The sequence below is a fragment of the Mycolicibacillus trivialis genome (genome assembly GCF_002102395.1).
In the GTDB taxonomy this organism is placed as follows: domain Bacteria; phylum Actinomycetota; class Actinomycetes; order Mycobacteriales; family Mycobacteriaceae; genus Mycobacterium; species Mycobacterium triviale.
Genome location: NZ_LQPZ01000012.1, coordinates 1 through 21,666, shown reverse-complemented (window position 1 = coordinate 21,666; position 21,666 = coordinate 1). Strand labels below are relative to the sequence as shown.

At 69.2% G+C, this 21,666-nt stretch carries 20 protein-coding genes and 1 riboswitch; of the genes, 6 read left to right on the top strand and 14 right to left on the bottom strand.

Features of this window, described 5'->3' with window-relative positions; all coding sequences use genetic code 11:
* Positions 1–230: 230 nt before the first annotated feature.
* Both AWC30_RS03425 and AWC30_RS03420 read right to left on the bottom strand, forming a co-directional pair.
* A complete protein-coding gene (locus AWC30_RS03425; RefSeq protein ID WP_234807921.1) occupies positions 231–2,282 on the bottom strand; it encodes a hypothetical protein in 2,052 nt (683 codons plus the stop codon).
* Between the two features lie 3 nt (positions 2,283–2,285).
* On the bottom strand, positions 2,286–3,326 hold the full coding sequence (locus tag AWC30_RS03420) for an ATP-grasp domain-containing protein (protein ID WP_234807929.1): 1,041 nt from the start codon (positions 3,324–3,326) through the stop codon (positions 2,286–2,288).
* Between the two features lie 378 nt (positions 3,327–3,704).
* Between AWC30_RS03420 and AWC30_RS03415 the strand changes: the two genes are divergently transcribed.
* Together AWC30_RS03415 and AWC30_RS03410 are read left to right on the top strand one after the other, a co-directional pair.
* Positions 3,705–4,958, top strand: coding sequence for an MFS transporter (locus AWC30_RS03415; RefSeq protein WP_085108793.1), 1,254 nt, complete (start codon positions 3,705–3,707; stop codon positions 4,956–4,958).
* 43 nt (positions 4,959–5,001) lie between these two features.
* Entirely contained in the window at positions 5,002–5,874 is an 873-nt protein-coding gene (locus AWC30_RS03410; protein WP_085108791.1) for a metal-dependent hydrolase, read from the top strand.
* A gap of 10 nt (positions 5,875–5,884) precedes the next feature.
* Here AWC30_RS03410 and AWC30_RS03405 read toward each other — a convergent pair whose 3' ends face one another.
* From AWC30_RS03405 to fabG, 4 genes are read right to left on the bottom strand one after another with little or no spacing between them, the layout of a single operon-like run.
* Positions 5,885–6,577, bottom strand: a complete 693-nt coding sequence (locus tag AWC30_RS03405; protein WP_085108789.1) for a GntR family transcriptional regulator — start codon at positions 6,575–6,577, stop codon at positions 5,885–5,887.
* Between the two features lie 2 nt (positions 6,578–6,579).
* Complete coding sequence (locus AWC30_RS03400; RefSeq protein WP_085108787.1) at positions 6,580–7,773, bottom strand: acyl-CoA dehydrogenase family protein; 1,194 nt, start codon at positions 7,771–7,773, stop codon at positions 6,580–6,582.
* 35 nt (positions 7,774–7,808) lie between these two features.
* On the bottom strand, positions 7,809–9,035 hold the full coding sequence (locus AWC30_RS03395; RefSeq protein WP_085108785.1) for an acetyl-CoA C-acetyltransferase: 1,227 nt from the start codon (positions 9,033–9,035) through the stop codon (positions 7,809–7,811).
* Positions 9,032–9,766 carry a 3-oxoacyl-ACP reductase FabG gene (gene fabG, locus AWC30_RS03390; protein ID WP_085108783.1) on the bottom strand — a complete coding sequence of 245 codons (735 nt, stop codon included), beginning with the start codon at positions 9,764–9,766 and terminating at the stop codon, positions 9,032–9,034. Before fabG ends, AWC30_RS03395 begins: the two co-directional genes overlap by 4 nt.
* Before the next feature lie 121 nt (positions 9,767–9,887).
* Between fabG and AWC30_RS03385 the strand changes: the two genes are divergently transcribed.
* Positions 9,888–11,063: an acyl-CoA dehydrogenase family protein gene (locus AWC30_RS03385; RefSeq protein ID WP_085108781.1), complete on the top strand. Its 1,176-nt coding sequence runs from the start codon at positions 9,888–9,890 to the stop codon at positions 11,061–11,063.
* Between the two features lie 12 nt (positions 11,064–11,075).
* Here AWC30_RS03385 and AWC30_RS03380 read toward each other — a convergent pair whose 3' ends face one another.
* A complete protein-coding gene (locus AWC30_RS03380) occupies positions 11,076–11,648 on the bottom strand; it encodes a class I SAM-dependent methyltransferase (protein WP_085108779.1) in 573 nt (190 codons plus the stop codon).
* Positions 11,649–11,703: 55 nt separating this feature from the next.
* On the opposite strand from AWC30_RS03380, the gene AWC30_RS03375 reads away from it, so the two are divergent.
* From AWC30_RS03375 to AWC30_RS03365, 3 genes are all read left to right on the top strand, one after another.
* The gene (locus AWC30_RS03375) at positions 11,704–12,444 is read left to right on the top strand and encodes a helix-turn-helix domain-containing protein (protein WP_085108777.1); all 741 of its coding nucleotides are present in this window, start codon (positions 11,704–11,706) and stop codon (positions 12,442–12,444) included.
* A complete protein-coding gene (locus tag AWC30_RS03370; protein WP_085108775.1) occupies positions 12,444–12,845 on the top strand; it encodes a lipocalin-like domain-containing protein in 402 nt (133 codons plus the stop codon). The genes AWC30_RS03375 and AWC30_RS03370 overlap by 1 nt, the downstream gene beginning before the upstream one ends.
* Positions 12,846–12,941: 96 nt before the next feature.
* Complete coding sequence (locus AWC30_RS03365; protein ID WP_085108773.1) at positions 12,942–14,615, top strand: medium-chain acyl-CoA ligase Mig; 1,674 nt, start codon at positions 12,942–12,944, stop codon at positions 14,613–14,615.
* Positions 14,616–14,640: 25 nt separating this feature from the next.
* Here AWC30_RS03365 and AWC30_RS03360 read toward each other — a convergent pair whose 3' ends face one another.
* The 7 genes from AWC30_RS03360 to AWC30_RS03330 form a co-directional block, all read right to left on the bottom strand.
* Positions 14,641–14,925 carry a WXG100 family type VII secretion target gene (locus tag AWC30_RS03360; protein WP_085107177.1) on the bottom strand — a complete coding sequence of 95 codons (285 nt, stop codon included), beginning with the start codon at positions 14,923–14,925 and terminating at the stop codon, positions 14,641–14,643.
* A 31-nt stretch (positions 14,926–14,956) separates the two neighbouring features.
* A complete protein-coding gene (locus AWC30_RS03355; protein ID WP_085108022.1) occupies positions 14,957–15,253 on the bottom strand; it encodes a WXG100 family type VII secretion target in 297 nt (98 codons plus the stop codon).
* A 33-nt stretch (positions 15,254–15,286) separates the two neighbouring features.
* Positions 15,287–16,492, bottom strand: coding sequence for a PPE family protein (locus tag AWC30_RS03350; protein ID WP_085108771.1), 1,206 nt, complete (start codon positions 16,490–16,492; stop codon positions 15,287–15,289).
* Positions 16,493–16,509: 17 nt separating this feature from the next.
* A complete protein-coding gene (locus tag AWC30_RS03345) occupies positions 16,510–16,809 on the bottom strand; it encodes a PE family protein (protein ID WP_085108956.1) in 300 nt (99 codons plus the stop codon).
* A gap of 291 nt (positions 16,810–17,100) precedes the next feature.
* Positions 17,101–17,271: riboswitch (M-box (ykoK) riboswitch) on the bottom strand.
* A gap of 110 nt (positions 17,272–17,381) precedes the next feature.
* Entirely contained in the window at positions 17,382–19,208 is a 1,827-nt protein-coding gene (eccA, locus tag AWC30_RS03340; protein WP_085108770.1) for a type VII secretion AAA-ATPase EccA, read from the bottom strand.
* The gene (gene eccE, locus AWC30_RS03335) at positions 19,205–20,434 is read right to left on the bottom strand and encodes a type VII secretion protein EccE (protein WP_133053646.1); all 1,230 of its coding nucleotides are present in this window, start codon (positions 20,432–20,434) and stop codon (positions 19,205–19,207) included. Before eccE ends, eccA begins: the two co-directional genes overlap by 4 nt.
* Positions 20,431–21,666, bottom strand: a 1,236-nt coding sequence (locus tag AWC30_RS03330) for a S8 family serine peptidase (protein ID WP_109561908.1), incomplete at its 5' end; no start/stop codon positions are given. The genes AWC30_RS03330 and eccE, both read right to left, overlap by 4 nt.

Genomic DNA, 21,666 nt, shown 5'->3' with positions numbered 1-21,666 from the left:
GCATCTCATTAAGGGTGGCATAAGAATCAGCCCTGTTTGACACCCTGATTGGTTACTCGCGAGTTCTACGCATCGGTAACCCGTGCCGTGGGTAACAGCGCCTCTGACCACGGCCGATGCCGTGTCGGACAAACGTCCTGCATGCGCGTGGTTACGCCGGAGTAAGGTACGCACGCCGATCAGACCTGCATCGTTATCAAATCGTTATAACCTGTTGTGGGCGGTCCGGGTCAACCCGCGGTCTCCACTGCGGCCATCCGGTCGGCGCCCCAACTGCGCTGGATGAATCCGACCACCCGGTCGAGCTCGTCCTGGGTGACCGCCGCCGGGGTGCCCGGCTCGAGCGGATCGAAGTGGAAGATGTAGAGCCGCGAGGCGAACTGCTCGAACGGCAGCGACGCCTCCCCGAAGCGTTCGCCGTGCCCGGCGGTGCTGACCACCACGCCGTCACCCCAGTCCTGACCGCTGTCGTTGTTGGGGTTGTAGAAGTAGACCCGCATAGTCTCGTTGGGGTCGAGGCTGACCCGCAGCACCGCGATCGCATGCCAGCCGATGAAGCGGGCGGCGCTGTCGGTGACCGCCACCCCGGCCGGCTGCGGGTGGATCAGCGGTTGGTTGCCGTTGTAGAACGGGTGGTAGGCACCGTAGAAGTGGCGCAGGAAGCCGTCGAGGTCCACCAGGTCGCCGGACTCGACGTCGACGTTGATCCGGAACCCGCGCCCGGCCCACCACCCGTGGAACTCCGGGTTGACCCAGCGGTGGGGGTCGCCCTCACGTCCGGCGCAGCGCCGGCCCATCTCGGCGTAGATGCGGTCCAGGTGCGGCACCACCAGCAGCGACACCGGATCGAGGTCGACCGGCAGCTTGGTCGCCACCCCCGACGCCGAGTCCCGCGAGGACAGCGGCTGTCCCTCGAAGTGCATCACGATCTCGTCGTCGCGGGCCGCCCACACGATGGTCTGCAGCAGATAGTCGGGGTCGTTGTAGGACCACATCGACAAGGCGCGTGCCGACTGGCAGGTGGGGTTGTCGCCTTGGCCGACCCCCAGTGGCAGCCCGAGCATCGACAGGGTGCCGGCCAGCAGCCAGGTGAGCGGCTCCTGCTCGGTTCCGAACGCCAGCGTCAGCCGTTCGCGTGAGTATGCCGAGAGCGGCAGCGCGAGCTGGCGCCAGAGCGACGGCGCCACCGCCGGCTGGTAGAGGATGCCGCGTTCGAGCAGCAGCGCCAGCCCGTAGATGCACTGGGCGGTCTCGGTGTGGACCGCGGCGGTGATCAGCGCATGGACCAGGTCGTGGTAGCACAGCAGGCAGTCACGCCCGGTGCTGGACAGGCCCAGCGCCTCGGCCAGCAGATAGTCGCCCTTCTCCAGCAGGAAGCGCAGCAGCACCGCGTGATACGGCGAGACCAGCCCGGTGTCGTGCATGGAGCGGGCGAAGCCGGCCGCCTCGTATTGCAGGGTCGGTTCGTCCATCGACTCCAGTCGGGCGCGGTAGACGTCGACGCCGGGGTCCTCCCGGCAGGCATCGGTGGTGCCGTACAGGCTGGTGATCAACCGGTCCACCCCGCGTGCGGCGGTGCCCAGGTCGATGTCGGGGTCGTGGATCGCGACCGCGATCTGGGTGATCATCTGTTTGATCTGGTCGACCTGGATGGGTCGCTGGCGCAGGATCCGCCAGATCTCGTCGACCAGCCGATCGAGCACCCCGTCGTAGCCGATCTCCTCGACGAGGTAGGCGAACAGGTCGCGGGTCACCTTCGCCATCCGGCCCTGCTGTTCGCGTTCCGCTTCGGTGGGCGGGGTGAACAGCAGCGAGAGGTTGAGCGCGAGGACCTGCGAGAGGTGGTGGCGGGCCTGCTCGGCCGAGACCAGCGGGTGGATGTAGTCGCCGTTGGCCACCGCCAGCAACCGCAGTTCGTTGACGGCCTCGAGCACCACGGTGTCGGCGTTCTCGCTGTGCAGCGCGCCGCCGCTCAGGGCGGGCAGCAGCGTCTGGGGGGCGCCCCAATCGGTGCCGAGGAACAACCCGGCCTGTTCCAGCGCCTGGGTGCGGGCCCGGACTGCGGCGCAACCGCCGGGTTGCAGCAGGACCAGCCGCAGCCCGTCGATGACCCGGCGGATGCGGGTGACCTTGCCGACCTCGCCGGCCTCGTCGAGTACCCGGATGCCGTCGTCCAGCGACGCCAACCGTTTCTCCAGCGCCGCGCCGTCTGAGCTCACGCCGCCATCCAACCCGGGTTCCTCACCACGATCGACGTACACATCGGTCACATCGGTGTACATGAATCAAATGTAGAAGTCGAGTTCTTCCTGCCGCTTGAGCAGACGGCGCATCTCGTAGGGGTCCTCACCGAAGAAGTACACCAGGCCCCAGTGCGTCCCGAACGCGGTCCGTTTGGTCACCGTCTCCTCCAGCGGGGCGGTGAGCTCATGGGACTCGAAGTACTCGTGGTCCTCGGTCTCCTCGGGCATCGCCAACTTGTTGACCACCCGCCGCCGCGGATACACCCCGAAACACCCGGCGTGGCCCTTGGCGTCGACGACCTCCTTGGGGAAGAACGCCTCGAGTTCCTCCTCGGTGGTCTTCGGGTCGAACGACAGCACCAGCGCCTGGTAGGCGTTGAACCCGTAGACCCGCTCGAGCAGCTCGAAGACCTTGAAACCCGGCGGCCGGTAGGCCACCTCACCGAAGTACATCTCACCGTCGCTGGTGACGAAGTACTCCGGGTGCACGAACCCGAAGTCGATGTCGAAGGCCTTGATCAGCTTCTCGACCTGGCGGGTGATCTCCGGGCGGTACTTCTCCAACTCCGGGGACGCCGGCACGAACACCGAATAGCCCAGCGTCACGTACTCGGAGATGTTGAGGAACCGGATCTTGCCGTTGTGCACCCAGGCCTCCACGGCGAACTCCCAGCCGTCGAGGTGGGATTCCATCAACGCCGGGAACTCCTCGTCGGGGATCGCGTCGACGTCGTCGGGAGTGCGGATCACCCGATGCCCCAGGCAGCCCGCCTTGTCGAAGGCCTTGATGTGGATCGGGTCGTTGGGGTCACCGTCGAGCTTGAGCAGGGTCTGGTTGACCCGCTTGAGGAACCGGATCACATCCTCGCGATCCAGCGCCTCCTCGAAGATGCCGACCCGGATCCCGCCGAGCTGGGCACGTCGCTTCATCAGCGACTTGTCCCGCAGCAACATCGACTGACCCAGCAACCGCGGGTTATCCAGCAGCACCGAGTTGATCGCCCCGGCCCACTCCACGGTCTCCTCGAACAGCGGGATCGCCACGTCCACACCGCGTTCCTGAAGCGTCTCGGCGATCTCCATCGACCGCTCGTTGAGCCGCTCGAAGTTCCACGCGATGTAGGGGATGTCGTGCTTCTGGCAGTACTCCTCGGCCCAATCCGGCGCGACCACCACGTAGCGCCGGTCGAAGCGCTCCAGCGCATCGACGGCGTTCAGGCTCCAACCCAGCAGCGCCACATAACCCTTGGTGGGATCGCGGTGCCGTTCCGGGCGGGTGGTGGTCGACTGGTCGGTGGGGTTCGGCAAGAGACCTCCTCGCTTGCGACGGTTGTCCGGTGAGCGCGGCAGTGCCCACGGTCCTCCCGTAGCCGGGTCTGTCCCCGATGGCGACCACCGACTTCGACGGTAGCGCGGAATGCCGGTTATGCCCACCGGCGCGGTGGCAGGCACAATCGACGGGTGCGCGCCTGGATTGTGTGGTCCACCGGGTTGGTCGCCTACATCGTGGCCGTGCTCAACCGCACGACGTTCGGTGTGTCCGGACTCGACGCCGCCGACCGGTTCGCCGCAGGCCCCGGGGTGCTGTCGTGGTTCGTGGTACTGCAGGTGGTCGTCTACGCCGCGATGCAGATCCCCGCCGGGGTGCTGCTGGACCACTACGGCCCCCGCCGGATGATCGCTTCGGGCGCCGCCGTGATGGCCGTCGGCCAATTAGTGATGGGACTCACCGGATCACTGCCGGTGGCCATCGGCGCCTACTCCCTGGTCGGTCTCGGCGACGCGTTGACGTTCATCGCCGTCATCCGGCTGATCCCGAACTGGTTCCGCGCACCGCGGGTGCCGCTGATCACCCAGTTGACCGCGCTGTCCGGCCAGACCGGCCAGATCCTGTCCGCGGTGCCGTTCCTGGCGCTGCTGTTGCATTCCGGCTGGACGGTCGCTTATGTCTCGGTGGCGGCGTTGGGCGTGGTGTCGCTGATGTTGACGCTGGCACTGGTCCGCGACACCCCGCACGGGCAGGAGACCCATGACGAGGCGGCGCGGCTGCGCCGTCGGCTGGCCGCGGTCCCCACCGTGCTGGCCCGCCCGGGCACCCGGTTGGGGTTCTTCACCCACATGGGCACGCAGTTCCCGCTGACCGTCTTCGTGCTGATGTGGGGAGTGCCGTATCTGACCAAGGCCCAAGGGTTGTCGCGCAGCGGCGCCAGCGCGCTGCTCACCCTGTCGGTCGTGGTGTTCATCGTCACCGGCGTACTGGTCGGGCTGGTCAGCGGTCGTCACCCCGGTGTGCGGCCGCGACTGGTGCTGGCCACCATCACCGCGTGCGCCCTGATGTGGGCGGTGGTGTTGGTGCTGCCGGTCCGGGCTCCCGCCTGGCTGCTGGTGGTGCTGGTGGTGGTGATCTCGGCGGCACAGCCGGTATCGCTGCTCGCCTTCGACTTCGCCCGGGACTTCAACCCGCCGGCGTCGCTGGGCACCGCGCAGGGCACCGTCAACATGGGTGGGTTCCTGGCCTCCCTGCTCGTCATGCAGCTGATGGGGTTGATCATCGGCGCCGGCGACGCCTGGTCCTTCGAGGCCTTCCGGGCCGCGTGGCTCACCCAATACCTGATCTGGGCGATCGCCGCGGTCGGCGTGGTGGCCAATGCCCGGAAGACGCGCCGCGGCGATCCCGGCCCGGCGTCGATGCTGCTGCCGCACGTCGCGCCCTGAACCGACCTCCAAAATATCCGGTACCGGGGGTACCGTGGTAACCATGCCCGCGCTTGAGTCCACCGCCGGGGCTGACCGCCCGGCCACGCCGATCCGGGTGCGCAGGATGCGCTTCCGCTACGACGCCCTGCCACTGGAACGGCACTATGTGCACGGTGACCTGGTCATGAGCCACGTCGTCGCGGTGTTGTCGGGGCTCTTCCCCGAAGGGGAGGACTTCTTCGTGCGGTCGGTGCGTCATTACGCGGACCAGATCAGCGACCCGGTGTTGAGCAAGGCCATCGCCGGGTTCACCGGCCAGGAGGTCAGCCACGGCCGTCAACACCGTGAACTCAACGACCGGTTGCAGCAGATGCGCTACCCCACCGGCCGCGTCGACCGGCGCACCCGAAACGGGCTGGCGCGTCTTGAGCGGTGGAGCGTCCCGCGTTACCGGCTCGCGGTGACCGCCGCGCTCGAGCACTACACCGCCACACTCGCCGAAACGCTGCTCACCGATCCCGATGCCCGTGAGTTGTTGGGCGACAGCGAGGTGCGGTCGGTGTTGCTCTGGCATGCGTTGGAGGAGTCCGAGCACAAGGCGGTCGCGTTCGATACCTACCGCGCGGTCGGCGGCACCGAGCGCATGCGCATCGCCGCGATGGTGATCACCACCTTCGGGTTCCTCGGCACGGTGACGTGGCACACCACGCTGTCGATGCTCGCCGACCGGGCCAGCTACCATCCGGTCCGGCTGGCCAGAAGCATTGCCGCGCTGCGGCACTCCCCGTTCCTGACCCGGTCGGTGATGCGCCGGCTGCGCGACTACCTCAGGGTCGGATTCCACCCCGGCGACCACGACAACACCGTGCTGCTCGACGAGTGGGTTCCGCGGCTGTTCGGGGAGCAAGGATCGCTGGCCGACCGGCTGGCCTAATTGTTGTGACCTAATCGTCTCGGTGCCGGCGCCCGGCGCACAGGACTCCGTGGGCGCGCAGGTGGGCGATCATCGGGTCCGCGCCCGCGGCGAGGTGCTCGGCCATCGCCGCGCGGGCGGCCTCCGGGTCGCGACGGCCCAGCGCCGCCAGGATCGTCCGGTGGTGGCCCTGCGATCTGGCCGGCCAGCCGGCGACCAGCGGGAAGACCGACTCCGGGGCGTAACGGGTGATCTGCGACATCAGCTGGGCGAGTTTGGGCGAGCCGGCGGCGACGTTGATGAGCCGGTGGAACTCGTGGTTGAGCCGCACCGCGGAGGCGTCGTCACGGCGGCGGTAGGCCTGTTCGAGCTGCGTCTGCACCCGGTGGAGCTCGCCGAGCCGATCCTCATCGATACCTTCGGCCGCCCGGGCGGCCAGTTCACCGCCGATGTGGGCCTGCACCGCGGAGACATCGCCGATGTCACGCTCGGTGAGCGGCAACACCACGAAGCCGCGGTGCGGTTGCTGGTCGAGCAGGCCCTCGGCCCGCAGACCCACCAGCGCCTCACGCACCGGGGTCACACTGATCTCCAGCTCGGCGGCCAGCTGATCCAGGCGCACGAATGCGCCCGCCGGATAGCTCCCGTCGAAGATGCGTCGCCGGACGTAATGTGCCACTTGCTCGGACAGGTGGGATCGGGACGGGAGCTCCGCGCCGGTCATCGTCAGACCCGGTAGTCGGCGAGCAGCCGCTTGCTGATGATCTGCTTCTGGATCTCGCTGGTGCCCTCACCGATCAGCAGGAACGGCGCGTCACGCATCAGCCGTTCGATCTCGTACTCCTTGGAGTAGCCGTAACCGCCGTGGATGCGGAAGCTCTGCTGGGTGACCTCGGTGCAGTATTCGCTGGCCAGATATTTCGCCATCCCCGCGGCGACGTCGTTGCGTTCGCCGGAATCCTTGAGCCGGGCGGCGTTGACCATCATCAGGTGGGCCGCTTCGACTTTGGTGGCCATCTCGGCGAGTTGGAAGGCGATCGCCTGATGCTCCGCGATCGGTTTACCGAAGGTTTCGCGCTGCTGGGCGTAGCGCACCGCGAGTTCGAACGCGCGAACGCCCAGTCCGCAGGCGCGGGCGGCGACGTTGACCCGCCCGACCTCGATGCCGTCCATCATCTGGAAGAAGCCGCGCCCGGGTTGGCCGCCCAGCACGTCGTCGGCGGCGGCCCGGTAGCCGTCGAAGACCAGTTCGGTGGTGTCGATGCCCTTGTAGCCCAGCTTGTCGATCGTGCCCGGGATGACCACGCCGGGCAGGACCTCGCCGAACCCGGTCGGCTTCTCGACCAGGAAGGCGGTGAGGTTGCGGTGCGGTTTGTCCGCACCCTCATCGGTGCGCACCAGGACGGCCACCAGAGTGGAGCTGCCGCCGTTGGTCAGCCACATCTTCTGGCCGGTGATCGTGTAGTCACCGTCGTCGCCGCGGGTGGCGTGGGTGCGGATCGCGGCGACGTCGGAGCCCAGTTCGGGTTCGGACATCGAGAACGCGCCGCGGGTCTCCCCGGTGGCCATCCGTGGCAGGTAGCGCTGCTTCTGGGCGTCGGTGCCGTGCTGGCGCAGCATGTAGGCGACGATGAAGTGGGTGTTGAGCACCCCGGAGATGCTCATCCAGCCGCGGGCCAACTCCTCCACGCACAGCGCATAGGTCAGCAGCGACTCCCCCAGCCCGCCATAGTCTTCCGGGATCATCAGGCCGAACAACCCCATCTCGCGCATGGTGTCGACCAGCGGCTGGGGGTAGGTGTCGGTGCGTTCGAACTCCGGCGCGTTGGGGATGACGTCCTTTTCGACGAAACGCCGCACGGTGGCGATGATCTCGGTCTGGTCCTCGGTCAACCCGAGGGTCTGCGCGAGCCTGGTCATGGTCGTCCCTTCTGTGTCTGGTCCACACCGGCCGGTCAGGCGGCCCGTTCGAATACCGCCGCCAAACCCTGTCCGCCGCCGATGCACATGGTCACCAGTCCGCGGCGGACGTCACGGCGGACGAGTTCGCGGGCCAGGGCGCCCACCATCCGTGCGCCGGTGGCGCCGACCGGGTGCCCGAGCGAGATCCCGGAGCCGTGGACGTTGGTGCGCTGCCGTTCGCCGTCGCCGAAGTCCCATTCGGCCATCACCGCGAGGGCCTGCGCGGCGAAGGCCTCGTTGAGTTCGATCAGGTCGATGTCGCTCAGTCGCAGGCCGGCCCGGCGCAGCGCGACCTCGGTGGCAGGCACCGGGCCGATGCCCATCACGTCCGGAGCCACGCCGGCCACCCCCCAGGAGACCGGCCGGACCAGCGGGGTCAAGCCCAGGTCCTCGGCGCGGGCGCGGGTGGTCACCACGCACAGCGCGGCCGCATCGTTCTGGCCGCTGGCATTGCCCGCGGTGACGGTGGCGTCGGGGTCCTGGCGCCCCAGCACCGGGCGCAGTCGCGCCAAAGTGTCCATCGTGGTGTCGGCCCGGGGGTGCTCGTCGGTATCGATCACGCGGTCACCGCCCCGGGCGCTCACCGTGACCGGGATGATCTCCTCGGTGAACATCCCGGCGCGCTGGGCGGCGGTCGCGCGCTGGTGGGAGGTCACCGCGAGTTCGTCCTGCGCGGCCCGTGAGATGGAGTAGCGGCGGCGCAGGTTCTCCGCGGTCTCCAGCATCCCGCCGGGGACCGGATGGTGTCGCCCGCCCGCGGTCAGTCGACCCCGCACCAGCCCGTCGTGGATGGTGACGCCGGTTCGGCTTGCGCCCCAGCGCATGTCGGTGGAGTAGAAGGGCACATTGCTCATGCTCTCGGTACCGCCGGCGATCACGAGGTCGGCGTCGCCGGCACCGACCTGCAGGCAGGCCTGGATGATCGCCTGCAGTCCCGAGCCGCAGCGCCGGTCGACCTGCATGCCCGGGACGCTCACCGGCAGTCCGGCGTCGAGTGCCACAACCCGCCCGATGGCGGGGGCGTCGCTGCTGGGATAACAGTGCCCGAGGATGACGTCGTCGATCGCGTCGCCGGGAATGGCGGTGCGTCCCAGCAAACCGCGCAGCGCGGTGACCGCCAGATCGACGGCGCTCACCCCGGCGAAGACCCCGCCGTAGCGGCCGATCGGGGTCCTTACCGGCGCGCAGATGACGACCTCGCGCTGCGCCGAATGGTTCACATGAACCGTCCGCCGGTGACGTCGAGCACCGTGCCGGTCATGTAGGAGGACAGATCGGAGGCAAGAAACAGCGCCACTCCGGCCACCTCGTCGGGTTCACCGGCCCGGCCCATCGGGATCTCGGCGAGCTTGGCGTCCCAGATGCGTTGGGGCATCGCCTCGGTCATCGCCGACCGGATGAGCCCTGGCGCGATGGCGTTGACCCGCACCCCGTGGTGGGCGAGTTCCTTGGCGGCGGCCTTGGTCATGCCGACGATGCCGGCCTTGGCGGCCGAGTAGTTGGTCTGCCCGACCAAGCCGACCTTGCCGGAAAGCGAGGACATGTTGACGATCGCGCCGCGTTTCGCCTCCCGCATCACCGCTGCGGCCGCACGAAGTCCGTGCCAGGTGCCCTTGAGATGTACCGCGATGACGTCGTCGAACTGCTCTTCGGTCATCGTGCGCAGCGTCGCGTCGCGGGTAATGCCGGCGTTGTTGACCATGATGTCGAGCGCACCGAAGCGTTCGACGGCGGTGGCGACCAGGGTCTCGACGTCGCCCCCGCGGGTGACGTCGCAGGCGACTGCGGCGGCAGCGTCCCCGAGGGCCCCGGCGGCCTGCTCGGCCCGGTCGAGGTCCACGTCTCCGAGTAGGACCCGGGCGCCCTCGTCGACGAACCGTCGGGCGATCGCCAGCCCGAGGCCCTGGCCCCCGCCGGTGATCACCGCGGTCCGACCGCTCAGCAACGACATCGTCTTCCGCCTCTCTCCTACTCCGGCGACATCATATTTCATATACGATCTGCCTCGCCGCGGCGGTGCCCACCCCGCTCCGCCGCACCGATGATGTTCCGTCACGAGAGGGGGCCAGCCGATGAACCTGCCGGCCGAGGAGGTCAGCGCCGAGGATTTCGCCGAGATCCTGGCCCAGGTGCGCCGGTTCGTCCGGTCGGTGGTGGTGCCGCGGGAAGCCGAGATCGCCGAAGCCGACCGCGTCCCCGACGAGTTGCGCGCGCAGGCCGCGGCGATGGGGCTGTTCGGCTACGCGATTCCGCAGCAGTGGGGCGGCCTGGGGCTGAACCTGGCCCAGGACGTCGAGTTGGCGATGGAGTTGGGGTACACCTCCCTGGCGCTGCGGTCGATGTTCGGCACCAACAACGGCATCGCCGGGCAGGTGCTGGTCGGCTTCGGCACCGATGAGCAGAAGGAGCGTTGGCTGGCGCCGATCGCCACCGGTGAGGTGGTGGCGTCGTTCGCGCTGACCGAACCGGGTGCGGGGTCGAACCCGGCCGGGCTGCGCACCACCGCGGTTCGTGACGGCGGCGACTGGCTGATCTCCGGTCAGAAGCGATTCATCACCAACGCGCCGGTCGCCGACCTGTTCGTGGTGTTCGCCCGCACCCGCCCCGCCGACGCCGCCGGCGCCGGCATCGCCGTGTTCCTGGTGCCCGCGGACGCCGCCGGGGTCGAGATCGGCGCCAAGGACGGCAAGATGGGCCAGGAGGGCGCCTGGACCGCCGACGTCGGCTTCACCGACGTGCGGGTGGGCGCCGCCGCACTGGTCGGCGGCGACGAGGACGTCGGTTACCGGGCGGCGATGACCTCACTGGCGCGCGGCCGGGTGCACATCGCCGCACTGGCGGTCGGCACTGCCCAGCGCGCCCTGGACGAGTCGGTCGCTTACGCCGCGACCGCCACCCAGGGCGGCACCCCGATCGGTGAATTCCAGTTGGTGCAAGCGATGCTCGCCGACCAGCAGACCGACGTGCTGGCCGGGCGGGCGCTGGTGCGCGATACCGCCCGGCGGTGGGTCACCGGTGAGGATCGACGGATCGCGCCGTCGGCGGCCAAGCTGTTCTGCACCGAGATGGCCGGCCGGGTGGCCGACCTGGCCGTGCAGGTGCACGGCGGCAGCGGGTACATGCGCGGGGTGGCGGTGGAGCGGATCTACCGGGATGTCCGGCTGCTGCGGCTCTACGAGGGCACCAGCGAGATCCAGCGGCTGATCGTCGGGGGCGGGCTGGTGCGGGCCGCGCGTCAAGCGCGGTAGATCGGCGCCGCGCTACGCGGCGGCCTTCCTGGCGCGCCAGCGCTGCCGTGACCCGGACACCTCGATCTCGATCTGCTCGAAACCCGCGCCGGACAGCTTCGCGCGCAGAGTCTCCGGCTGCAGCGGGTTACAGATGTCACCGAGGTGGATCAGCCGGAACGGCAGCGAGGTCAGGCTGTCGCTGCCGGCGAACACCCCGCCGGGTTGCAGCACCCGGAACGCCTCGGCGAGCAGGCGGTCCTGCATCGCCGCGGTCGGGATGTGGTGCAGCATGGTGAAACACACCACCGAGCTGAAGTGGTCGTCGGGCAGACCGGTGGCGGTGCCGTCGGCGTGCCGGATGTCGGCCCGGCCGGTGAAGTCCTTCTGCAGCCGTTCGGCCATCGTCTGGTCCACTTCGACCGCGGTGAGATCCTCGGCCCGCTCCACCAGCACCCGGGTGGTCGCCCCATAGCCGGGGCCGATCTCCAGGGTGCGCGGCCCCAGGTCGACATCGGCCAGCGCCCAGGGCAGCAGGTTGTCGCGCACGCCGTCGGCCCAGAATCGGGAGTTGCACAGCCAGCGGTGCAGCAGGTTCATCGCCATGCTCTCAAGGCTAGAGCGGCCGACGGGGAGCGGGCTTCCGATATTCTGCCGATCGATGTCGAAAATCAGCCACGACGGTGCAACGGCGTCGCTGACGGTGGCCGCCGGGGCTCACATCGAGCGGCATCGTCACCTCCTGCACCAGCTGGTCTACCCGTCCCGCGGCGCGGTGTCGGTGACCACACCGGCCGGCACCTGGATCACCCCGACCAACCGGGCCATCTGGATTCCGGCCGGCCACTGGCATCAGCACCGTTTCCACGGCGATACCCAATTCCACGCCGTCGCCTTGGACCCGCGCCGTTACCGGTGCGGACCGGCCGCCCCCGCGGTGCTCACCGTCGGGCCACTGCTGCGCGAACTGATCATCGCCTGCTCGCAGAGCCGCGACGTCGAATCCGCCGAGCACCACCGCATGCTCGCGGTGCTGGTCGACCAGCTCGACGCCGCCGATCCGGGCGCACCGCTGTGGTTGCCCACCCCCACCGACGATCGGCTGCGCCGAGCCTGTGAGCTGGTCGCCGAGGATCTCAGCACCGCGTTGGGCCTGCGGCAGATCGCGCAGCGGATCGGGGTGGCCGAACGCACGTTGAGCCGGCTGTTCCGGGCGGAGTTGTCGTTGACCTATCCACAGTGGCGCACCCAGTTGCGCCTGCATCACGCGCTGCTGCTGCTGGCCGAGGGCCACGACGTCACCACCGTGGCCGCCCGGTGCGGCTGGGCCACCCCGAGCGCCTTCATCGACAGCTACCGTCGACTGATGGGACACACCCCGGGGAAGGCGGTGACGGGCTGATGGGACTGGCCGGTGCGGTGCTGGGCGGCTGGCACTTGGAATCGTTCTCGACCACCGACGCCGAAACCGGTGTGGTGTCCACGCCGCTGGGCGAGCAGCCGCAGGGCCTGATCCTCTATACCGCCGACGGCCACATGTCGGCTCAACTGGCCCGCCGCGACGGCAGTGGATACCTCGCCTACGGCGGCCGGTTCTCCGCCGACGAGGACACCGCCACCCTGCGCCACGACGTGCAGATGTCCAGCACACCGGAGTTGCTGGCAGCCCCGCAGTTCCGCCGCGCCCACCTCGAGGGTGATCGGCTCACGTTGTCGGCGACCATGACCGGCCCGACCGGGGCGACCAGCCACGCCACCCTGGTCTGGGGTCGCGCCGCGCCGGGTCGCGACCGGCGCACGTAGCGGGTTCACCGCAGCTGCCGACCGACCTGCGGCGACCCGCCGGATCGGGGAGGCGGTACCGTGCACTGCGAGTTCACACCCGCACCTGGAGGCACGATGTCCGAGACCGCCGACTCGACGGTGACGTCCCCGACACAATTCACGGTTCCCGCCGTCGTCGACGCGATCGCCGCGGCGATCCCCGACCGGGAGCTGATCGTCCAGGGCGACCGGCGGTTCACCTACGGCCAGGTCATCGACCGGGCCAACCGGCTGGCCGCCTATCTGCACTCGCGGGGGCTGGGCTGTCACTCCGAGCGCGACGGGCTGGGCGGCCACGAGTGCGGCCAGGACTTGCTGGGCATCTACGCCTACAACGGCAACGAGTTCGTCGAGACGCTGCTGGGCAGCTTCCGCGCCCGGGTCGCGCCGTTCAACGTCAACTACCGCTACGTCAAGGCCGAGCTCGCCTACCTGCTCGCCGACTCCGGGGCGACCGCGCTGGTCTATCACGCGGCGTTCGCTCCGACGCTTGCCGAGGTGCTGCCGGAACTGCCGGGTCTGCGGGTGCTGATCCAGATCGCCGACGACTCCGGCAACGCGCTGCTGGACGGGGCGGTGGACTACGAGACGGTCATCGCCGGGGCCGACGCCGAGCCGCCGGTCACCCCCTCCCCCGACGACCTCTACGTGCTCTACACCGGCGGCACGACCGGCATGCCCAAGGGCGTGCTGTGGCGCCAGCACGACATCTTCATGGCGTCCTTCGGGGGCCGCAACATCCTGACCGGGGAGCCGGTCACCTCGATCGACGACATCATCACCCGGGTCACCGAGAACCCGGGCATCAAGCTGATGATCTTGCCGCCGCTGATCCACGGAGCGGCGCAGTGGGCGGTGATGACCGCGATCACCGGCGGCCAGACGTTGGTCTTCCCGTCGGTGGTCGACCATTTCGACGCCGAGGACGTGGTGCGCACCATCGAACGCGAGAAGGTGATGTCGATCTCGGTGGTCGGCGACGCCATGGTGCGCCCGCTGGTGGCCGCCATCAACAGCGGTGACGCCGACGTGTCGTCGCTGATGGTGCTGGCCAACGGTGGCGCGATGTTGACCCCGTCGGTCAAGCAGCAGGTCATCGAGGTGTTGCCGAATGCGATGGTGATCGACGCGGTCGGCTCCTCGGAGACCGGCGCGCAGATGCACCACATGTCGACCTCGGGAGCGGTCTCGACCGGGACGTTCGCCGCCGGCCCGGACACCTGCGTGGTGGCCGAGGACCTCAGCGCGATCCTGGAAGCCGAACACGAGGGACTGGGCTGGCTGGCCCAGCGCGGCTATGTCCCCCTCGGCTACAAGGGCGACGCGACCAAAACGGCTGCGACGTTCCCGGTCATCGACGGTGTGCGCCATGCGGTGCCCGGCGACCGGGCCCGTCACCTGGCGGGCGGCACCATCGAGTTGCTCGGACGCGATTCGGTGACGATCAACTCCGGCGGGGAGAAGATCTTCGCTGAGGAGGTGGAATCGGCGATCGCCTCCCACCCCGACGTCGTCGACGTGGTGGTCTCCAGCCGGCCGAGCGAACGGTGGGGCCAGGAGGTGGTCGCGGTGGTCGCGCTGGTCGAGAACGCCGCCGCCGACGCCGACGCGCTGATCGCGCATGCGGCACAGTCGATCGCGCGATACAAGCTGCCGAAGGCGATCGTGTTCCGGTCCACCATCGTGCGCAGCCCGGCCGGCAAGGCCGACTACCGGTGGGCGCGCGAACAGGCCACCGCCGGCGAGTAGTTCCCGCCGGCGGCGACCGTGGCGTCTACAGCCAGCTGGAGCCGACCGCGCTGTCGGTGGACGACATGTTATTCCCCGCGTTCTGCACCTTGGCGCCGTGGTCGTTGGCCTGCTGGTAGATCACCTGAAAGTTACGACCCAACTGCGCGATGAACTCCTGGCACGCCGCCGAACCGGCACCACCCCAAAAGTCCCCCGCCATCAACACATCCCGAATGATCGCCTGATGCTCGGCCTCCAACGCCGCCGCCTGCGCCCTGATCATCGCCCCATGGGCATTGACATCACCGAACTGGTAATTGATCGTCATCTACTTATCCCTTCCAAAACCGAAGTGGTCGTCAGCTGCTCAAGCTCGACTGCGCCGCAGCTTCCTGCTGCTCATACACATTGGCGTCACGAATCAACCCGTCACGCACCCCGTGCAACATGTTCACGATGTTGCGAAACGCCGCCTGCATCTGCCCCATCGTGTCCAACGACGTCCGCTCCGCGATACCACTCCACCCGGCACCGGAGATGTTCTGCGACGACATGAACATCCGCCGCGCCTCATCCTCCACCGTCTGAGCGTGCACCTCAAAACGCCCCGCCATATCCCGCATCATCTGCGGATCGGTCATAAAACGAGCTGCCATTTTCCTCTTCCCCTTTCGTGAAAACTGTTGTGGTTAAACGATGTCCGGCGCGTAGCCGGCGGCGGGCGGTCGCGCCATGACGACCGGCCGGATTCCGTAGCGCGGTCCGGTGACCCCGGCGCCGCGCGAAGCCCCCGCCAGCGGCACCCCGGGGGCACCGTGCCCTCCCATCGGGGCGGTGGCCGCCGGGCTGTGGCCGGGCAACACGTTGGCGGTTGCGGCCGCCGGGCTGGCCGCCGACCAGCTCGCCGGCACCGAGAGGGTGCCGACCGGCACCGACCGACCCAATCCGGCCGTCACCGACGACGTGCTCGCGCCCGCCGTTCCGGCGAGCCCGGCCGGCGCCGTGGAGCTGACCAGGCTCGTCGCCCCGATCGCCGAGCCCACGCCCGGGCCCATCGGAGTGAAGCTGCCCGGCGACAGCATGCCGGGGGCGAACCTGCCCGGCACCGCTTCGTTGAACTCCTGCACCACCGCCATGTCGGCGATCATCGAGGTCGCCACGGCCGGGTTGACCATGCCGGTGGAGGTGATGGTGTTCCACAGGTTGGCGTTGGGGCCGAGCCCCGCACCGCCCGGGTCGCCGAGAATGCCGTCACCCGCGCCGGAGTTGAACAGCTGCGACAGCACCTGCTGAACGACGCCCTGGCCGCCCGAGTTGCCGGCGTTGCTGTCCTTGGCAACCTCCTGCAAGCTCCGCCCGGCCGGGTCGGGGTTCTGGGTCGGCGCCGAGAACGGTGCCACCTGGCTGGCCGCCGAGGCCGCTCCCGCGTAGCCGTACATCGCCGCGGCGCACTGCGCCCACATCTCCATGTACAGCGCCTCGGTGGCCATGATCGCCGGCGTGTTCTGGCCCAGCACATTGGTGGCCACCAGAGTGGCCTGTTGGGCCCGATTGGCGGCGATCACCGGCGGCGGGGTGGTGGCGGCGAACGCTGCGTCGAAGGCCGCGGCCGCCGCCTTGGCCTGGATCGCGGTCTGCTCCGCCTGCGTCGCGGTGGTCTCCATCCACAGCGCGTGCGGAGTCACCTTGGCCGCCATGGCCATCGCCGACGGTCCCTGCCACTCCTCGGAGACCAGACGCGAGATCACCGCCTTGTAGGAGGCGGCGGTGCTCGACAGATTCATCGCCAGACCGTCCCAGGCGGTCGCGGCGGCCAACATCGTCGCCGCGCCGTCTCCGCCGTAGATCAACGCGGCGTTGACCTCAGGCGGGCGCGCTCCGAAATCAACGAACATGATCGGGTCCTCTCCGCTTAAGCGGCGCCTGCGGCGTTGGCCGCTTCCGCGGTCGCGTAGGCGTCGGCGTTGCTGGCCAGCAGTGCGACGAACTGCTCGTGGATGGCGGCGGCCTGGGCGGCCACCGTCTGGTAGCTCTGTGCGTGCGCGACGAACCGGGCGGTGGTCAGCGCCGACACCTCGTCGGCACCGGCCGGGAAGATGCCGGTCGTCGGGCCCGCGGCGGCCATGTTGCCGGCGTTGATCGCCGAGCCGATACCGCTGAGCTCGCCGGCGGCGGCCGTCAGGAACTCGGGCTGGGTGGTGACAAAAGACATGAAGGACATGGGATCTCCTGGACATGCAGGATCCGCGACGGCACGCCGCCCCGATCAGGCAGCACGACCCGCGCGCCCCTACTGCGGGACACGCGTCACACGGTGCGGTGCAACCTGATTCAGATGACGGAAAGAATGCCGGGGTCGGATCGGAACGGACTGAACATCGACGCCGGATAATGACTATCGCTGGGACTCAATCTCGCCCTCACCTCCTCACAGCCTGGGCACACGGGGGTGCCGTCTTGCGCGCACAGCAGGGGAGGAAGCGACCTGACCGGTCCGGTCGGACGCGCACCCCTCTCGTCTGAGTTTTGACACTGCACGGCGTATCCGGTGACACCGGAAGCCACTTGGGCTCAACCCTTAAGCCGGGAGGAGCTGTCCTGACCCGGGGCGTCTCTCGACGTTCAGGGTCAGTGGCCTATGTCCGTGCAGACGCCTCACCTAGCGAGGTGCATGCACCAGCAATAGTGGCACCGTCGGGCCACCGCGTCAACTCGGCGCGCCTACCACGGGTGTTTGCTCCAACCGCGGATAACCGCGGGCCCGCGGGGCCAACTCGATCCGGGTCAGCGGTTGCGGTTCTCGGCGACCGCGGCACTGAGTCCGGCGGCGAGATCCTCGCCGGTCAGCTCCTTGAACCTGCGCAGTTGGCTTTCGTCGAAGGCGGTCGCGTCACTGGACAGGATCGCATCCAGCTCGCCGTCGTCGAGGCGGGCGTTGCGGTGGTCGCGGGCCTTCTCGACGACGTTGCGGACGAACCCGGCGTTGCCCAACACGTCGATGCCGCGGATGAGATCACCGTCTTCGGAGTACGTTTCGTCGGCGTAGAACTCGGTGTAGGACGGCAGCAGCACCGAAACGGCGTCGTCGGTGATGACGTCCTCGTTCTGTTGACCCATCAGCTGGGTCAACGCGATCAGTTCCGGCGGGGTGTAACTGTAGAACTCGATGACGGTGGAGAACCGTCGCCGCAGTCCCGGGTTGACGTCGAGCATGTGCTCCATGGCTTTGGCGTATCCGGCGCCGAACACCACCAGCTCATCGCGGTGGTTCTCCATGTACAGCAGCAGGGTGTTGATGATCGCGTTGCCGTACGGGTCGCCTTGGGAGTAACCACGCTCGTGCAGGGTGTGCATCTCGTCGAAGAACACCGCGCCACCGAGTGCATCTTCGAGCATCTCTTCGGTGTTCTTCTCCGCATCGGCCATGTGCCGGCCGAGCAGTTTGGTGCGGCTGGTCTCCACCACCAGCGGTTTGCGCAGCACGGTGAGCCCGCACAGTTGCTTGGTGAAGGCCCGCGCAACCGATGTCTTGCCGGTGCCGGGCGGGCCGAGCAGCAGCGCGTGGCGGGAGGTCACCGGCACCGGGAGGCCCATCTTGGCGCGGGCCAGGTTCACCTTGGTGGTGGACTTGATGAGCTGGATCTCCCGCTTGGCCTGCTCCATCCCGAGCATCTCGTTGAGCTCGGCGTCGCCTTCCTCGAGGTATTGCGCCGCCTTCTCGGCGTTGCGCGCCGCCTCCGCCTGCTCGCGGGTCGGTGCGCTGTCGGCGTCCCACGGGTCGGTGCGCGCTTCGATGGTCTCCGGGTCGGTCAGGATCAGCCGGTAGTCCCGGTTCTCCAGCGCCTCCCGCGCCGGTGTGAAGCCCGAATCGCGGGAATAGACCCGGCGCAACAGCTCTGCCGCCTCGTCCTCGCGGTCCAGGTGCCGCAGGCACATGCCCTGGGTGTACAGCGCGACGTTGGCCGCGGCCGGGACCCGGTCGCCTTCGATCGCCTCCTCGGCGCGCTTGGAGGCCTCCTCGAACACCCCAAGGGATGCCAGCGCGGTCGTCGCCATCGCCGCCGCGGCGGCTTTGAGCTCCGGGCTGCGCCACGGCGTGGCCGCCGGGAACTGCGAGAGCACATCCGGCCAGCGGCCGGTGCGGAAGTGCAGCAGGCCGCGTACGTACCTGAGCAACTCCTCATCCATCGGACGCCGTGGCTCGGTGTCGTCGAGCAGCTGTGCGGCTTCGGCATACCGCTTGGCGTTGACCAGGGCGGCCGCATACGCGGCGGCGAGCGATTCGACGCTGGTGACCGCCAGTTTGAGGAACAGCCCGTCGGAGACCTCGGGGCGGAACTGCAGGTCGGTCAGCCCCAGCCGGCGGGTCTCCCAACCGAACGTCTTCGCAGCCGACCAGGCACCGGCGACCACCTCGATGCTGTCGTCACCGGCCAGGATCCGGGCGAGCCATGCGTCGCACATTCCCGGCTCGATGCTGGTCGCGGTGGTGAACATCTGTGTCGCGACCTTGGGATTGTGGCTGGGCTGCAGGCCGTTGACCGACACCCCGGAGGCCAGCAGGCCCGCGACCATGGCGTTGCGGGCGTCCGCGGCCTGGGCATTCGTCATACGGGCACCTCGGTGGGGTGGCGCAGCGACACGGCGAGCGGGTCGTCGTCGCTCAGGGCGCGGGCCGGGACGGTCAGCACCGGCTGCACCGCGGGCACCGGCAGTGCGGCGGTCACCGCGCGCAGCTGGCGGCCGATCAGGTAGTTCAGCCCCCGGCGCTGCTCTTTGCTGATCCGTTCGGTGGTGTGGTAGCGCACCCACGCCGAGACCTCGACCTGGTAGTGACGCGGGATGAGCCGCACCGTCAACACCGTCGCGTCGGCGTCGAGTTGCCAGACCTTGTCGAGGGTTTCGGTGTCGAGGTCCTTCGGCGACACCCAGAACGACGTCGCGTAACCGTCCGGGTTCTTGCGGTCACGCGCCACCGGCTCGGCGCGCCGCGACCGCGCGCGCCGCGTCTCGGCGTGCTTGCCCTCGGCGTGCTTGCCCTCGGGGTGTTTCGTCCCGGCAGCGCGTTTGCCCGCCGCAGCCGAGCCGTCGTAGCGCTTAGCGAAACGCAGTCGTGGCACCAGCCCGTCCGGCTGCAGTCCGGCCAGCACCGCATCGTCGAGTTCGGCCAGCTCGGCTGCGGTCAACGGAAACGCGTCCAAGCGCCGCCGGCCGAGGTCTTCGGCGACCCGTTCGGCTGCGGCGGCGATGGTCGCGGCCAGTGAGTCCCGCACGGTGACCGCATCGACGTTCTGTTGTGGGTCCATGCGCAGCACCAGCCAGGTCGTCGGTCGGTGCTCGATGCCGTTCTCGACCGCCGGCGGCGCGGTGGTGTTGACCGAGACGATGTCGATCCCGTCGAGACGGACATCGAATTGGCGCAGCCCGGCGGCGATGGCCCGCACCGGCAGTGCACCGTCGGTGTTCTCCCCGGGCGCGCCCACCGCCACGGCCGCGACCAGCATTCCGTCGTGCTCGCGCACGCCGACCGTGGCATGGCCGAACCGGTGCCGATGGTCGATGGCCGCGGTGCGTCCGGCGGTCAGCTCCGTCTCCGCATCCCGGAAGAAGTTCCCGAACCACCGCGCGATCAGGGTGGCCAACGGCATGCCCCGGAACGTGATCAGGGCCAGCACCGCGATGGCCGCGACCACTCCGATCCCGCTCCACCAGGCGATGTCGCGCCGCCAGGCGTCCGGCCAGTTGCTGACGACGGCCATAACGGCCACGGCGAGCAGGAAGACCACCACCAGTCGCAGCCAGGACAGGGCCAGCCCCAGCGGGCTCTGCGCCTTCATCGGCGCCACCCGGCCCGCCGCACCATGGCGGTGCCGCCGAGGACGGCGCCGGCCAACACCAGCGCACCGGCCAGACCCGCCGCAGCGACCCACACCGGGGTCATGTCGCGCGGGGTCTCCGGGGGCGGTAACTCCAGCGGTGCGGACAACCGCTCCGGTGGCCGCGCCGGGCCGTCGGGGACGTCCCAGGTGAGCGCCGCCACCGGGTCGACGACGCCGTAACCGACCTGGTTGTCGACGCCGCGCGCGGGCGGTCGGGCGGTGCTGGTCAGGCGGTTGATGATCTGATGCGCGGTCAGGTGCGGATACTTGGCCCGGACCAGCGCCGCGACGCCGGAGACGATCGCCGCCGAGAAAGCGGGTCCGGCCGGCACCAGTTGGGTGTTGTCCGGGCCGTCGATCGCGTTGACGAGGCCGTCGTCGCGGTTGGACAACCCGACGATGTCGGTCCCGGGCGCGGCGATCGAGACCCACGGCCCGGCCACGCTGAGGTCCTTCAGTGGCACACCGTCGGAGTTCACCGCTCCCACCGTCAGCACGAGATTATCGAACCACGCCGGGGTAACCACCGTGTTCACACTGTTCCAATCGCGAGGGTCGTTGGGCTGCAGGGGATCGTGCGGCGGGTTCTGCTTGCAGTCGGTCAGCGTCGTGTCACCTGAGGACACGACGATGACCGAGTCCTTCTCGATCGCCGCGTACTGCACCGCCGCCCCCAGTTCGGGCACGTTGATCAGGTTGCGGGTGTCCATGCACGTCACCATCGACACGTTGATCACCCGTGCCCCCAGGTCGGCGGCGTGCACGATGGCCCGGGCCATCGTCCGCATGTTGTCGACCTTCTTGCGCACCTGGGGGTCTTCGTCGCCGAACGCATCCTTGGGGGCGAACGCACCGCTGGACTGACGAATGGAGATCAGCTCGGCGTCGGGGGCCACGCCGTTGAAGGCGTCGGCATCGCCCGGGGGCGCCAGCGGGGGCGCCGCGGGCGGCACCGCGGTGTGATCGACTCCGACCCCCCGAGCCCCGCCGGTGTAGGAGCCCGGCGACACGGTGTCGAGGCGGGCGCCGGCGGCCGCGGGACCGGGCGCGGGCACCCCGGGCGGGGGCGGTGGCCCCGGCGGGCCGGGCGGCTGCGGACCGCCCGGTGCCTGCTGGTCCGGCGGCGCTTCTTCCTGCGGAACCGGCACCGGGGTGGGGATCTCCAGGGTGATGGTCTGCGGGGGTGGCGC